The organism is Olsenella sp. oral taxon 807 (assembly GCF_001189515.2).
Lineage (GTDB): Bacteria > Actinomycetota > Coriobacteriia > Coriobacteriales > Atopobiaceae > Olsenella_F.
In genome coordinates, this window is the sequence record NZ_CP012069.2 from 927,819 (window position 1) to 940,629 (window position 12,811).

General features: G+C 60.1%; 17 protein-coding genes. All 17 read left to right on the forward strand.

What is annotated here, in order from left to right; translation table 11 throughout:
• Window positions 1-2 precede the first annotated feature (2 nt).
• The 17 genes from rplO (at window position 3) to pyrE (ending at window position 12,689) form a co-directional block, all read left to right on the forward strand.
• The gene (rplO, locus tag ADJ70_RS03960; RefSeq protein ID WP_050343691.1) at window positions 3-452 is read left to right on the forward strand and encodes a 50S ribosomal protein L15; all 450 of its coding nucleotides are present in this window, start codon (window positions 3-5) and stop codon (window positions 450-452) included.
• Window positions 446-1,729 carry a preprotein translocase subunit SecY gene (gene secY / locus ADJ70_RS03965; protein ID WP_050343693.1) on the forward strand — a complete coding sequence of 428 codons (1,284 nt, stop codon included), beginning with the start codon at window positions 446-448 and terminating at the stop codon, window positions 1,727-1,729. The genes rplO and secY overlap by 7 nt, the downstream gene beginning before the upstream one ends.
• Window positions 1,730-1,937: 208 nt before the next feature.
• On the forward strand, window positions 1,938-2,564 hold the full coding sequence (locus ADJ70_RS03970; protein ID WP_050343695.1) for an adenylate kinase: 627 nt from the start codon (window positions 1,938-1,940) through the stop codon (window positions 2,562-2,564).
• The gene (gene map / locus ADJ70_RS03975) at window positions 2,561-3,349 is read left to right on the forward strand and encodes a type I methionyl aminopeptidase (RefSeq protein ID WP_050343698.1); all 789 of its coding nucleotides are present in this window, start codon (window positions 2,561-2,563) and stop codon (window positions 3,347-3,349) included. Before ADJ70_RS03970 ends, map begins: the two co-directional genes overlap by 4 nt.
• 169 nt (window positions 3,350-3,518) lie before the next feature.
• Window positions 3,519-3,737 carry a translation initiation factor IF-1 gene (infA, locus tag ADJ70_RS03980; protein ID WP_050343700.1) on the forward strand — a complete coding sequence of 73 codons (219 nt, stop codon included), beginning with the start codon at window positions 3,519-3,521 and terminating at the stop codon, window positions 3,735-3,737.
• A 175-nt stretch (window positions 3,738-3,912) separates the two neighbouring features.
• Window positions 3,913-4,026, forward strand: a complete 114-nt coding sequence (gene rpmJ, locus ADJ70_RS03985) for a 50S ribosomal protein L36 (protein ID WP_013252436.1) — start codon at window positions 3,913-3,915, stop codon at window positions 4,024-4,026.
• 15 nt (window positions 4,027-4,041) lie between these two features.
• Window positions 4,042-4,413, forward strand: a complete 372-nt coding sequence (gene rpsM / locus ADJ70_RS03990; RefSeq protein ID WP_050343705.1) for a 30S ribosomal protein S13 — start codon at window positions 4,042-4,044, stop codon at window positions 4,411-4,413.
• Between the two features lie 9 nt (window positions 4,414-4,422).
• The gene (gene rpsK, locus ADJ70_RS03995; protein ID WP_050343707.1) at window positions 4,423-4,824 is read left to right on the forward strand and encodes a 30S ribosomal protein S11; all 402 of its coding nucleotides are present in this window, start codon (window positions 4,423-4,425) and stop codon (window positions 4,822-4,824) included.
• An 18-nt stretch (window positions 4,825-4,842) separates the two neighbouring features.
• The gene (gene rpsD / locus ADJ70_RS04000) at window positions 4,843-5,436 is read left to right on the forward strand and encodes a 30S ribosomal protein S4 (RefSeq protein WP_050343709.1); all 594 of its coding nucleotides are present in this window, start codon (window positions 4,843-4,845) and stop codon (window positions 5,434-5,436) included.
• A gap of 25 nt (window positions 5,437-5,461) precedes the next feature.
• A complete protein-coding gene (locus ADJ70_RS04005; RefSeq protein ID WP_050343712.1) occupies window positions 5,462-6,403 on the forward strand; it encodes a DNA-directed RNA polymerase subunit alpha in 942 nt (313 codons plus the stop codon).
• 36 nt (window positions 6,404-6,439) lie between these two features.
• Window positions 6,440-6,919 (forward strand): 50S ribosomal protein L17, encoded by a 480-nt coding sequence (gene rplQ / locus ADJ70_RS04010; protein WP_050343714.1) that lies wholly within the window; start codon window positions 6,440-6,442, stop codon window positions 6,917-6,919.
• A 91-nt stretch (window positions 6,920-7,010) separates the two neighbouring features.
• Window positions 7,011-8,645: an ABC transporter ATP-binding protein gene (locus ADJ70_RS04015; RefSeq protein ID WP_050343716.1), complete on the forward strand. Its 1,635-nt coding sequence runs from the start codon at window positions 7,011-7,013 to the stop codon at window positions 8,643-8,645.
• A complete protein-coding gene (locus tag ADJ70_RS04020; protein ID WP_050343718.1) occupies window positions 8,632-9,423 on the forward strand; it encodes an energy-coupling factor transporter transmembrane protein EcfT in 792 nt (263 codons plus the stop codon). The genes ADJ70_RS04015 and ADJ70_RS04020 overlap by 14 nt, the downstream gene beginning before the upstream one ends.
• Before the next feature lie 152 nt (window positions 9,424-9,575).
• Window positions 9,576-9,755 carry a hypothetical protein gene (locus ADJ70_RS04025; RefSeq protein ID WP_050343720.1) on the forward strand — a complete coding sequence of 60 codons (180 nt, stop codon included), beginning with the start codon at window positions 9,576-9,578 and terminating at the stop codon, window positions 9,753-9,755.
• Between the two features lie 14 nt (window positions 9,756-9,769).
• Entirely contained in the window at window positions 9,770-10,600 is an 831-nt protein-coding gene (gene truA / locus ADJ70_RS04030) for a tRNA pseudouridine(38-40) synthase TruA (protein WP_253273228.1), read from the forward strand.
• Between the two features lie 278 nt (window positions 10,601-10,878).
• Window positions 10,879-11,949 (forward strand): glycosyltransferase family 2 protein, encoded by a 1,071-nt coding sequence (locus ADJ70_RS04035; protein ID WP_050343723.1) that lies wholly within the window; start codon window positions 10,879-10,881, stop codon window positions 11,947-11,949.
• Between the two features lie 101 nt (window positions 11,950-12,050).
• On the forward strand, window positions 12,051-12,689 hold the full coding sequence (gene pyrE, locus ADJ70_RS04040) for an orotate phosphoribosyltransferase (protein ID WP_050343725.1): 639 nt from the start codon (window positions 12,051-12,053) through the stop codon (window positions 12,687-12,689).
• Window positions 12,690-12,811: the final 122 nt, after the last annotated feature.

The following is a 12,811-nucleotide window of genomic DNA, read 5'->3' on the forward strand; positions in this document are numbered from 1 at the left end:
CTATGCAGCTCAATGATCTTCGTCCCGCTGAGGGGTCCAGAAAGGCTCGCAAGCGCATCGGGCGCGGAAACTCCTCAGGCCATGGCACCACGGCCGGCCGTGGCTCCAAGGGCCAGCTTTCCCGTGCTGGCGGCGGCAAGGGCGCGGGTTTCGAGGGCGGGCAGACCGTCTTGGCCATGCGCCTGCCAAAGCTTCCCGGCTTCAAGAATCACAATCGCGTCGAGTACGCGCCTGTGAATGTCTCGCGCCTTGACAAGCTGTTCTCCGATGGCGATACCGTCGATGCCGAGAGCCTCGTGGCCGCAGGCGTCATCAAACACGACTACATTCCGGTTAAGGTCCTTGGCGACGGTGAGCTCACGAAGAGGCTCACGGTCAAGGTCGATAGGGTCTCCGCCTCTGCTCAGTCCAAGATAGAGGCCGCCGGAGGAAAGGTTGAGGAGGCGTGCTAAAAGGGGTCGCAAACGCTTTTCGCATTCCTGAGCTCAGGGATAAGATCCTCTTTACCATAGGGATTCTGCTCCTGTACCGGCTGGGTGCGTATCTGCCCGCGCCTGGTATCCCGTTCAAGGACATGATTGACGTTGGCGAGAAGCTCTCCGCAGGCAACGGGGCCATTGCGGTGCTTAACCTGTTCTCAGGAGGAGGTCTTTCTCGCGTCTCGGTCTTTAGCCTGGGAATCATGCCCTACATCACGGCTCAGATCATCATGCAGATGATGCAGGCAGTCATACCCTCGCTCGCCGAGATGGCCAAGGAAGGAGAGGCAGGGCAGCGTAAGATCACGCAGTACACGCGCTACGTCACCATCGCGCTTGCTCTCATCAATGCCATTGGCTACCTCTTCCTGTTCAGGGCACAGGGAATCAACTTCTCTCAGATGCAGGGTGTATCCGAGACGCTGGAGAGCATCATCGTGGTTCTCGTACTCCTCACGGGTGCTATCCTCATCATGTGGATGGGCGAGGTGCTCACGCAGCGTGGTATCGGCAACGGTATGTCGCTGATCATCTTTGTCAATATCATGGCTGGCCTTGGACCCACCTTGGTGAGGGAGTGGACCACGCAGGACACAGGTTCGATCATTACCGTGATCACGCTTCTGGTAATCATGGCAATCATTCCGGTGATCGTGTTTATCGAGCGAGGGCAGCGTCGCATCCCCGTCCAGTACGCAAAGCGTGTCGTGGGTCGTCGCATCATGGGTGCCAATGCCACCTATTTGCCGATCAAGGTTAACACGGCCGGTGTCGTGCCCATCATCTTCGCATCGGCGGTCCTCTACCTGCCTGCTCAGCTCGCCGTGTTCTTTCCGAACGTCGGCTGGATCCAGACCATGGCCAGCGCGCTCTCGAGCGGGGCGGTCAACTGGGTCCTTTCCGTCCTGCTGATCGTGTTCTTTGCGTACTTCTACACGTCAATGGTGTTCAATCCCGATGAGACGTCCGATCAGCTTCGTAAGGCTGGCGGCTTCATTCCGGGTGTCCGTCCGGGCAGCGCGACGTCAGCCTACATCAAGGATGTGCTTGATCACATCACGTTGCCGGGAGCTCTCTTCATGGCAGCGCTGGCGGTCATACCGTCGATTCTGTTCTCACTGACGGGAAACACGCTTCTGCAGTCATTTGGCGGTACCTCGGTGCTGATCATGGTTGGCGTTGCGATGGACACGATCTCGCAGTTGGAGTCGCAGCTCAAGATGCATAACTATGAGGGATTCTTTAAGTAGGGTTGCAAGAGGGGGTTGGGGCGTGTGACTGCGGTGAATGCGCGCGGCATCAAGTTTTAATGTGTCAGTGTAGTCAGACTACCTTGACCCTCTCACGGTGTTTTTCTCGCCATGAGCTGTTTGCATTGCCGCGTGTCATGCTGTGGGAGGTAGACTAGGGGTATCGAGTGGTATCTCATGCGGCAACCACGATGGAGAGAAGGGAAGCATGAATATCGTTCTTCTAGGTGCGCCAGGCGCAGGCAAGGGCACCCAAGCCCAGAAGCTTGTCGATGACGTCGGCATTGCCCATATCTCGACCGGTGACCTGCTGCGCGCGGCAGTGAGCGCCCAGAGCAAACTTGGCATGGAGGCCAAGGGCTACATGGACGCAGGCAGGCTCGTTCCCGATCAGCTGGTCATCAACTTGGTCAAGGAGCGCCTGCAGCAGGATGACGCTAAGAAAGGCTTCATCTTGGATGGGTTTCCACGAAACACCCAACAGGCTGTGGTTCTGGATTCCGAGCTGGAATCTATGGGAATTAAGCTCGACGTCGCCCTGCTCGTTGACGTTAAGCCGGAGGTCATCATCAATCGTCTGAGCCTGCGTCGCACCTGTCGCGACTGTGGCTACACCGCAGCGATTGGCGTCGATAGCTGTCCGCGCTGCAGTGGTGAGATGTATCAGCGTGATGATGACAGGCCAGAGACCATCGCAAGGAGGCTCGACACCTACCAGAACCAGACTGCTCCACTCATCGAGTACTACTGCGGTCGCAAAATCCTTAAGGAGGTAGACGGAGACAGGCCAGTCGACGAGGTGTACGCCGACGTGAGGTCTCTGCTTGGCCTATGATTCACATTAAGTCAGCAGCTGAGATCGAGGAGATGAAGCATGCGGGTTCGCTCGCCAAGCAGGCTCTGCGTTTGGCGGGGACGATGGTGCGTCCTGGCGTCTCGACGCAGGAGATTGACTCCTCGGTCGAGAGCTTCATTCGCTTGCATGGCGCCATTCCCACCTTCAAGGGATACGGTGGTTTTCCCGGTAGCATTTGTGCCTCAGTGAATGAGCAGATCGTGCATGGCATTCCCTCTCCGGAAGTCTTCCTGAACGAGGGGGATATTATCTCCATCGACACTGGAGCGACGTTTGGCGGCTGGGTGGGTGACAATGCTTGGACCTTCTACGTGGGAACTCCCTCCGATGAGGTGAGGGGCCTGTGCGAGGTCACGCGCGACTGCCTGAGGTGTGGCATCGAGCAGGCTGTCCCCGGGAATCACCTGGGTGACATCGGCCATGCGGTCCAGCAGCTTGCCGAAGGGAGCGGCTATGGCGTCGTGCGCGAGTACGTGGGTCATGGCGTGGGCCACACGATGCATGAGGATCCCAATGTCCCTAACTATGGTAAGAAGGGACGAGGCGTCAAGCTGCAAGTCGGCATGGTCATTGCCATTGAGCCCATGATCACCCTTGGAGTACGCGAGAACCATACGCTCGGCAACGGTTGGACGGTCGTCACCGATGACGGAAAGGTGGCTGCGCACTACGAGAACACAGTCGCCATAACCAAGGATGGGCCTGTGATACTCACGCAGGATGACAACGGACCTTGGTGTTCCATGCAGGGCGGCGAGCAGTAGACCGGCTAGGCTAAGGGACGGGAGGCGGCGAAGGTTCTGCCGAATTCTCAAGCGGACCGCAGGAGGTACCCTCTCTGCAGGGAATATGAAGTTCCCTGTGGAGTGGATGCCTTGTTCTTTTTTATGTATGATATATGGTTGCTGCTGTTAGCAAGAGAAAGTAGGTAAGGTGGCTAAGACGGATGGAATCGAGCTTGAGGGTAAGGTCATGGAACCTCTCCCCAACGCGATGTTCAACGTGGAGCTCGAAAACGGCAAGACAATCCTCTGTACCATCTCGGGTAAGATTCGCATGAACTACATACGGATCTTGCCGGGGGACAGGGTCGTCGTAGAGATCTCCCCCTATGACCTTACGAGGGGTCGTATCACCTACCGCTACAAGTAAGAGGCAGGTTTGGCATGGCCAGAGGGAATGCGCACGAGGGCCTCGCGCGTCGTGGCCATGCATGTGCGAGGGATGTTCACGTCTGCGGCTGGACGTCAAGATAAGGCAGGTCAGCTCCACCTGGCACTGTCGGTGTGGTATCGGTTTGTGTAAGAACTACCGGAAGGAAAGCGCAATGAAGGTACGTCCTTCGGTTAAGAAGATGTGCGATAAGTGCAAAATCATCCGCCGCCATGGCAAGGTTTACGTGATCTGTGAGAACCCTCGCCACAAGCAGCGTCAGGGCTAAGAGAGGAGCTCGAAGTTGGCACGTATCAATGGTGTCGACCTCCCGCGCGACAAGCGTACCGAGGTCGGTCTTACCTATCTGTATGGCATCGGCGCGTCGAGCGCCAAGAGGATCTGCGCCGACTGTGGCGTGAACCCCGACACCCGCGTTAAGGACCTGACCGAAGATGAGGTCACAAGGATCCGTGACTACATCGACGCGAACTTCACCACTGAGGGTGATCTACGTCGCGAGGTTCGTCAGAATACCGCCCGTCTGATGGAGATTGGCTGTTACCGTGGCCTTCGTCATCGCAAGGGCCTCCCTGTCCATGGACAGCGCACGCACACTAACGCTCGCACCCGCAAGGGCAAGAAACGTCAGATCGGCGCGAGGAAGAGGGGCTAGGGAACAAGTATGCCACAAAAGAAGAATCAGCACACGACGCGTGTCCGTCGCGCGGAGCGCAAGAACATCGCTGTGGGTCAGGCCCATATCAAGAGTACGTTCAACAACACGATCATCTCCATCACCGATCCGGCGGGTAACGTCATTGCCTGGCAGTCGGGTGGTACCGTCGGCTTCAAGGGCTCTCGCAAGTCCACACCCTTTGCGGCCCAGGTCGCGGCTGAGGCTTGTGCAAAAGCTGCCATGGAGCATGGACTTCGCAGGGTGGCCGTATTCGTGAAGGGTCCCGGTTCCGGACGCGAGACCGCCATTCGCTCCTTGCAGGCCGCCGGTCTCGAGGTTTCGGGCATCCAGGACAAGACTCCCATTCCGCACAACGGTTGCCGTCCGTGCAAGCGTCGTCGCGTGTAGTAAGGAAGGACAGTAGCAATGGCAATCGATAGGACCCCTGTCCTCAAGAGGTGTCGCCAGCTCGGCATCGACCCCGTTGTCATGGGCATCAACAAGGAATCTCATCGCCAGCCTAAGCGCCGTCGGCGCCAGGAGAGCGAGTATGGCATGCAGCTGCGCGAGAAGCAAAAGGCCAAGTTCATCTACGGCGTTCTCGAGAGGCAGTTTCGTGGCTATTACGACAAGGCCATGAAGACCAAGGGTATCACCGGTGACAACCTGATGAGCTTGCTTGAGTGCCGTCTGGATAACGTCGTGTACCGCCTTGGCTTCGCCCGCACCCGCAAGGAGGCTCGTCAGACTGTTCGCCATGGTCACATCATGGTGAACGGCCGTCGCGTGGACATCCCCTCCTACCAGGTAAAGGCTGGTGACGTCGTAGCCGTGGCCTCCAAGGCCAAGGACCTGCTCCCCATCAAGGAGGCCATCGTCGCCTCCAACGGCAAGGCCGCACCTGCTTGGCTCGAGGTCGACATCGAGAAGCTCCAGGGAAGCGTTCTGCAGACCCCGGTTCGCAACCAGATCGACCTTGAGATCGACGCTCAGCTGATCGTCGAGCTCTACTCCAAGTAAGCGACGACTGCAGGAGGACATGTCCATGTCAGAATTCATTCGACCGCAAGTTTCCGTCGAGGAGATCAGCGACAACATCGCCCGCATCACGGCTGAGCCGCTTGAGCGCGGCTACGGCGACACGCTTGGCAACTCCCTGCGTCGCGTACTGCTCTCCTCCTTGGAGGGTGCGGCGGTCGAGGCTATCAAGATAGACGGCGTGCAAAAGGAGTTCGACACAATCGAGGGCGTCTACGAGGACGTCACAGACATCGTTCTCAACGTCAAGGGACTCGTCTTCAAGAGTGTGGGGACCGGTGCCGACGCGACCGCCACTATCAACGTCGACGGTCCCTGCACCGTGACGGGCGCAGACTTTAAGGTGCCGTCCCAGTTTGAGCTCGTGAACGGGGACCATGTCGTGTGCACCCTCGGTGAGGGGGCCCACCTCTCCATGCAGATGCACATAGGCGTTGGTCGTGGTTATGTGTCTGGGGCCGAGAACGAGGGTAAGAACGATCCCATCGGTTATGTGTGCGTCGACTCGCTGTATTCTCCGGTGCGTCGTTGTGCCAAACTCGTCGAATCCTGTCGTGTCGGCCAGCGTACCGACTACGATCGTCTCATCCTTGAAGTCGAGACCAACGGATCTGCCTCTCCGCGAGAGGCGGTGGTCGAGGCGGCCAACATCATCAACCAACACATGAGCGCGTTCATGAGCCTGACCGCCGAGGAGGAGCAGGAGGAGGACGCATCCATCTTTGCGGACAACGTCGAGGAGGACAGCACCGAGCTCGACAAGCAGATCGAGGACCTCGCCCTGTCCGTCCGCTCGTACAACTGCCTCAAGCGCGCCAATATCCATTCGGTGCGCCAGCTCGTCGAGTTCTCCGAGAACGACCTGCTCAACATCCGCAACTTTGGCGTCAAGTCCATCGAGGAAGTCAAGGACAAGCTCGAGGAGATGGGCCTTGGCCTCAAGGCCTAGGGCACGTCTTCCGTTTCATTGAGGAGTAGCTAGACCATGAGACATAATAAGAAGAGGGGTATGAAGCTCGGGACAGATGCCAGCCATACCCGGGCAATGAAGAGGAGCCTCGTCGCCTCACTTCTCGTCAACGACCGCATCAAGACCCTTGAGTCTCGCGCAAAGGCCATCCGTCCCGACGTTGATAGGGTCATCACCTGGGCAAAGAGGGGTGATTTGCATGCTCGGCGCCTTGCCATCGCCAAGGTCGGCGATAAGGAGACTGTTCGCGAGATCTTCGAGAAGGCAGCGCAGGGGCTTTGGGCAGACCGCAATGGTGGGTACACCCGTATCCTCAAGCTCGGTCGCCGCAAGGGCGATGGTGCCGAGGTCGTTATCATCGAGCTTGTGACTGAGGCCGTTGCCACGAGGGAGGAGGCCTCGGGTAAGACCTCCGTCCAGAAGGTCGAGAAGGTCGCAGAGGAGTCCGAGGGCGAGGCGGATGCTACAGAGGCGTCCGAGGAGGAGTCTGAGTAGTTCGCCTACATGAGTTGTAAGACGTATGGGGGAGGTTCGCTCAGGGAGCGGGCCTCCCCTTGGCTTACTTTTGCTGAAAGGAGCGGGGGGCGTGCTGTCGCTTGATCACGTGAGCTACGCGTATCCGGGCTTAGCATATGCGGTCGAGGACCTGTCCCTCTGCGTTTCGCAAGGCGGATGGGTCGTGGTGGTGGGTCCAAGTGGTTCGGGCAAGTCTACGCTTGCGGCACTTGCCAGCGGCTCGTTGTCGCCCGTGTCAGGACAGGTCACCGCTGACGACAGAGACGTGCGTGACTCCTGCGAGGTCGCGCTGGTACGGCAGGACCCATCGTCACAGTTCGTGAGCTCCCTTGTCGAGGACGATGTGGCGTTCGGTCCGCGTAATCTTGGGCTGGACGCCGATGCGATCAGGACGCGAGTGCGCGAGGCGCTCGAGCTTGCTGGAATCTTGAGTCTTTCTCACAAGGATGTCAACGAGCTCTCGGGAGGCCAGAGGCAGCTTGTTGTCTTGGCGGGAGCGCTGGCGCTGCGTCCGCGCTACCTCGTCTTGGACGAGGTGTGCTCACAGCTCGACTCAGCCGCCCGAGAGGCGCTGCGTGGGGTCATCGGCGTGCTACGAAGGCGTGGGGTCGGCATCCTTGAGGTCACCCATCTTGTCGAGGAGCTCATTGGCGCAGAGGAGGTCATTGTCCTCTCTGCGGGGCGAGCTGTCTGGGAGGGTACCCCTCAAGGGCTTTTTGTCAACTCGGGCGCCTGTCGGCTTGCGGGTCTCGTGGGTCCTGACGCCCGACTCTGCGCCTCCCTTGCAGCTGCTGGTGTCGACTTGAGCGTTGCGCTCATTGATCTTGAGGCGGCGTGCGCAACCCTGCGCGATAAGGACAAGGTTGCCATATGGGATGCGCTGAAAGGGTCCCTTGATTGTAAGAGGACCGGTCTCGGGGCCGTTAGTCCCACCGAGCGTATGCAGGGGGGACTCGAGCTGGACTCGGTCTTTCTCTATCGCGAGGATGCGAGTGTCTACGGCGTTGGTGCCGCCTGCGTGCTTGCGGACATCTCGCTGGCTGTGGCCTTTGGCCACGTTCTGCTGCTTGCTGGTCCCTCGGGCTCTGGTAAGACGACGTCCGCGCTCGTGATGGCAGGACTCATCGAGGCTGACTCTGGCACCTCGATGCTGGCTGGCAGGCCCGTGCGCCCCTCGGATGTCGGCCTCGCCTTTCAGCGTCCGGAGGAGCAGCTCTTTGCCAATACCGTCCTCGACGATGTCGCCTTCGGGGCGCTCGCGCGCGGGGCGGGTGCGAAAGCGGCACGATCCCAGGCCCAAGAGGCACTAGAGCGTCTGGGTATCGAGAGAACGCTGTGGGACCGCTCGCCCCTTGCTCTTTCGGGTGGAGAGGCGCGGAGAGTCGCGCTTGCGGGAATCGTTGCCATGAGGCCCTCTGCCTACGTTCTCGATGAGCCGACGGCTGGCCTTGACGGTAGGGCTGCACGGCGGGTCATCGCGTTGACCCGTGAGCTTGCGACGGATGGGGCGGCCGTGGTCGTGATCTCGCACGAGGTGGGGGAGTGGCTTGGCGTCGCAGACGATGGCTGCCTCCTTCGCGAGGGTCGGGTCATCTGGTCGGGCAGTCGCGCAGAACTTTTGGCGTCTCCCGGTACCTTTCGTAGGGCGGGGCTTAAGGTTCCTCTGGCGGTCCGCGTGGGGGAGGCGCTCGGTGAGCGGCACTAGGGGTCTCCCCTTAGGGGCCTACCTCGCCAGGCACAGTTGGCTGCATGGGATGGATGCCCGCGTCAAGCTGGCTGCCCTCGTGCTGCTGTCGATGGCCGTGTTTGCGGCCTCAGATCCGCTTGGGCTCCTGCCGCTTGGGGTCGTGGTCCTTGCCTGTGTCGTGAGCTGTCATGTGCCTATGGGCTCCATCGTCCGTGCGCTCAGGCCAACGTTGCTCATGCTCGTCTTCGTGCTGCTCGCAAATGGCCTGGTGGTGGACGGGAGCTGCGAGGTTCAGATCGTGGGTCCCGTGGGCGTCAATGTCACGGGTCTCATGCGCGGCGCGAGGGCGGTCGTGCGCATCGTGCTGCTCGTCTCCCTCGTCTCCCTCGTCTGCGCGACGACGACGGTACCGCAGCTCTCACGCGCACTCCTCTCGGCCCTGCGTCCGCTTGTGCAGCTGGATGTGCCCGTCGGCGGCATTGCCATGGTCGTGTCGGTGACGCTTCGCTTCATTCCCGAGATCATGGGGCAGTTTGGGAGAATCACGCTCGCGCAACGGGCAAGAGGGGCCCGCTTTGACCGGGGGGGTCCCCTCAGGCGTCTCGGTGCCTATGCGGCAGTGATGATTCCGCTGGTCGTCTCCCTTCTTAAAAGGGGGGACGAGCTTGGGAGGGCGATGTGTGACCGTGGCTTTACCGGCGAGATGAGCTTGGTCGAGAGATCTAGGCTCTCTGCCCGTGACCGTGTGGCACTTGTGGTTTCCTTGGGCCTGCTGGCATTTTCCGTCTGGCTCTAATTACACCCGACTGTGTAGATCTTACACCTGACTGTGCAGATCTGACTTTTTTGGTAGGTGGTCGGTAAAGACCTCTCGTTTGGTGACGCGTCACGCATGGTGCTGCAGTACACTTGTCCTGTCGTGGGTACAGGCGGGAGGGGGGCGAACCTATGGGTAGGCCAGTGCTTCGGGTTGCGAGGCCCGATGACGCTCAGGCCCTTGTGGGCATCTATGCGTATTACGTCGAGAAGACAGCCGTCAGCTTTGAGTGGAAGCCGCCTTCGGAGCTCTCGTCCAAGACGCTCGCAGCTGCTGGTGTGGGCAAAACACTTGAGCTGGGCAGCACCTGATGGGAGGGGGACTGGTGCCAGACGCAGTGCAGCCTCTTGACGGCACCCTCGTGATCAAGCTCGGCTACCGCGGTGGCGGCTTCTCGGGCATCGCGGAGCAGCCAGGCCAGCGTACGGTAGGTGCAGAGCTGCGCCATGCCCTGGAGACCTCGCTGCGTCGTCCCGTGCAGATGGAGCTTGCGGGACGCACCGATGCCGGCGTGCACGCCCTCGGGCAATACGTGAGCGTTCCCGTCACGACTGCGGAGCTGGCCTTGCGAGGCTCTCGCCTGGTCTCCTCGCTCGTCGCCCTTACCCCCGATGATATCTCCGTCTGCGGGATCTTTCGCGCTGACCCTGGCTTCTCTGCCCGCTTTGACGCGGTGAGGCGACACTATCGCTACCATATCGCCTGCGGGTCTATGAGGCCCGTGATGGCTTGGGAGCATGCCTGGTGGCTACGCACCATAGCTGCGCTCGACGTTGCCGCGATGGAGCGGGCGGCGGCCTGCCTTGTGGGCGAGCATGACTTCAGGAGCTTTTGCAAGGCACGTTCCGCCCAGCTCATCAAGGACGACGGGAGGTCAACCTGTCGCTTCCTTGAACGGGTTGGGGTGGCCCAGGTCACGGGGGCCTTTGAGCCACTCGTGGCCATTGATGTCTGTGGCAATGCCTTTCTCCATAACATGGTGCGGATCATCGTCGGCAGCCTCGTCGAGGTGGGCTGCGGCAGGCGCGACCCGCAGTGGCTCATCGATGCGCTCGAGGCCCGCGATCGCAGGGCCGCTGGCCCCACGGCTCCCGCGCGCGGTCTTGTCCTCATGGGGGTGGACTATCCGACAGATGCCCTCGTTCCCTGGGAGTAGCAGGAGCCTTTGTGGGGGCTGTGCTCCAAGTCCGGCGCATGGGCGATCGACCTGTCGGGCTGCGAGAGACCCAACAAGGGGACCGTCCTGTACCGCCAGTGACCCTCGCGCAGTGTGAATCTGCTGAATTCGCCGCGGCGGCACAGGGAGTTCACAGCGTCTCGATAGTGCTGGTTGATAATACAGCGGACAGGGCGCATTGACGGGTGTCCCTGGCCGAGAGACGGATCGCATCGTAAGCGACCGAGTCGGCCCCGTGATATGGAGACTAGAGGGCTATGACCCCCACGCTACCTAGAGTATCGATTATCATACCGGCGTATAACGTCGATCGCTACATTAGGCGTGCGGTGGAGAGCCTGCAGCACCAGACCTTCGAGGACTTCGAGCTTTTGGCTGTGGACGACGGCTCAAGTGACCGCACGGGCCAGATCCTTGACTCCATCGCCGCTCGCGACATTCGTGTGAGCGTCTTTCACCAAAAGAACGCCGGTGCACCTGCGGCCCGTAACTTCGCCCTCGATCACGCCCGTGGCGAGTACGTCATGTTCTTCGATGCGGACGACTGGGCCGAGCCCGCCATGCTATCCAAGATGTATGCCTTCGCCTCGGCGAACAGGCTCGAGCTTGTTGTGGCCGGCTTCTATATCGACACACACTATGGCAGCGTCGACCGCCACACCTCCGAGCTCAAGCACTGCGCCGATAACGTCTTTGGCACACAGCGTGACTTCAGGCTGGCTGCCTGGCAGCTCTTTGACGCCAACCAGCTGTATCCGCCCTGGAACAAGCTCTTCCTGCGTGCGAGGATCGAGGAGCTGGGACTGCGCTTCATGCCCACCTTCTGGGATGACTTTCCCTTTGTGCTCGACTTCATCCGCGACGTCGAGCGCGTCGGCGTCATGTCTGAGGCCTTCTACCACTTCATTCGCCAGCGTGTCGAATCCGAGACGTCCAGATGGCGTCCGGATATGTACACCAAGCGCGAGGAGGAGCACGGCTGGATGCTCGACCTCTACCACTACTGGGGGCTCGACGGCGATGCCGCGAGCATGGAGATGATCCAACGTCGCTACATCGAACGGCTCGTGGGCTGCATAGAGAATGTCTGCGATCCAATGTGCAAGCTCTCGCGGGCAGAGAAGGTCGCCCAGATTCGACAGATGATCGGGACCGAGAGGGCTAAGCTTGCCGTTGACGTGGCACGTCCCCGCTCAAAGATGATGCGGATGATGCTCGCCCCGATCAAGAGGCAGGATGCCAGGATGTGCTATCGGGAGGGGCGTCTCATCTCCTTCGTGAGGCGACACAACGGGAAGCTCTTCGCGATACTCAAGGCTAGGCGCTAGCTCTTGCTGCGCTACAATCAGGGCGGTTAGGCTCGGACCTTTCGCAGAGAGTCTGTGCATACCGTACGTTTTGGCAACACGTTACGACCAAGGGTGATCACATGGCATCTACGCACGACATCGCACGGGAGCTTCTCCGTATACAGGCCGTCTTCCTGCGTCCTGATGAACCGTTCACCTGGGCATCCGGCATACGAAGCCCCATCTATTGCGATAACCGCCTAACGCTCTCGTATCCTGCCGTCCGTACGCTCGTCGACGAGTCAATCGCCGGGATGGTACAAAAGCTGTATCCGGACGCTCAGGCGCTCATGGGCACCTCGACTGCGGGTATCGCACATGCCGCCATAGCCGCCGACCGTCTCGGCCTACCCATGGGCTACGTACGCGGTTCAGCCAAGGACCATGGCCGCAAGAATCAGATAGAGGGACGGCTCGAGGCGGGCGAGAGGGTCGTTGTCATCGAGGATCTCATCTCGACTGGTGGTAGCGTACTCGACTGTGTGGAGTCGCTTCGTGAGGCTGGCGCCGACGTGCTTGGGATCGTGAGCATATTCACCTATGGTATGCAGGAGGGCCTGAGCCGGCTTGCCGCAGCTGACGTCGAGAATCACAGCCTCTGCGATCTGGATATCCTCGTGGACGTCGCGGTGGAGGAGGGCTACATCGCGGACCTCGACAGGGCCCGTCTCCTGGCCTTTCGCGACAACCCCTCAGATGAGAGCTGGATTCAGCCCTAAGCTGTCATCATGCGAGCGATAGACTGAGCGGCAGGCTGCCAGACGCTTAAGCTACTGAGGGTTCGTGTGAATCCCACAGGAACCGCTAGAATGCTGAACGTACATTTTCATTTTCATACGCC

Coding starts and splice junctions, on each gene's coding strand:
- rplO (WP_050343691.1), top strand. CDS start 3: ATGCAGCTCAATGATCTTCGTCCCGCTGAGGGGTCCAGAAAGGCTCGC.
- ADJ70_RS03970 (WP_050343695.1), top strand. CDS start 1,938: ATGAATATCGTTCTTCTAGGTGCGCCAGGCGCAGGCAAGGGCACCCAA.
- map (WP_050343698.1), top strand. CDS start 2,561: ATGATTCACATTAAGTCAGCAGCTGAGATCGAGGAGATGAAGCATGCG.
- rpmJ (WP_013252436.1), top strand. CDS start 3,913: ATGAAGGTACGTCCTTCGGTTAAGAAGATGTGCGATAAGTGCAAAATC.
- rpsK (WP_050343707.1), top strand. CDS start 4,423: ATGCCACAAAAGAAGAATCAGCACACGACGCGTGTCCGTCGCGCGGAG.
- rpsD (WP_050343709.1), top strand. CDS start 4,843: ATGGCAATCGATAGGACCCCTGTCCTCAAGAGGTGTCGCCAGCTCGGC.
- ADJ70_RS04005 (WP_050343712.1), top strand. CDS start 5,462: ATGTCAGAATTCATTCGACCGCAAGTTTCCGTCGAGGAGATCAGCGAC.
- rplQ (WP_050343714.1), top strand. CDS start 6,440: ATGAGACATAATAAGAAGAGGGGTATGAAGCTCGGGACAGATGCCAGC.
- ADJ70_RS04025 (WP_050343720.1), top strand. CDS start 9,576: ATGGGTAGGCCAGTGCTTCGGGTTGCGAGGCCCGATGACGCTCAGGCC.
- ADJ70_RS04035 (WP_050343723.1), top strand. CDS start 10,879: ATGACCCCCACGCTACCTAGAGTATCGATTATCATACCGGCGTATAAC.
- pyrE (WP_050343725.1), top strand. CDS start 12,051: ATGGCATCTACGCACGACATCGCACGGGAGCTTCTCCGTATACAGGCC.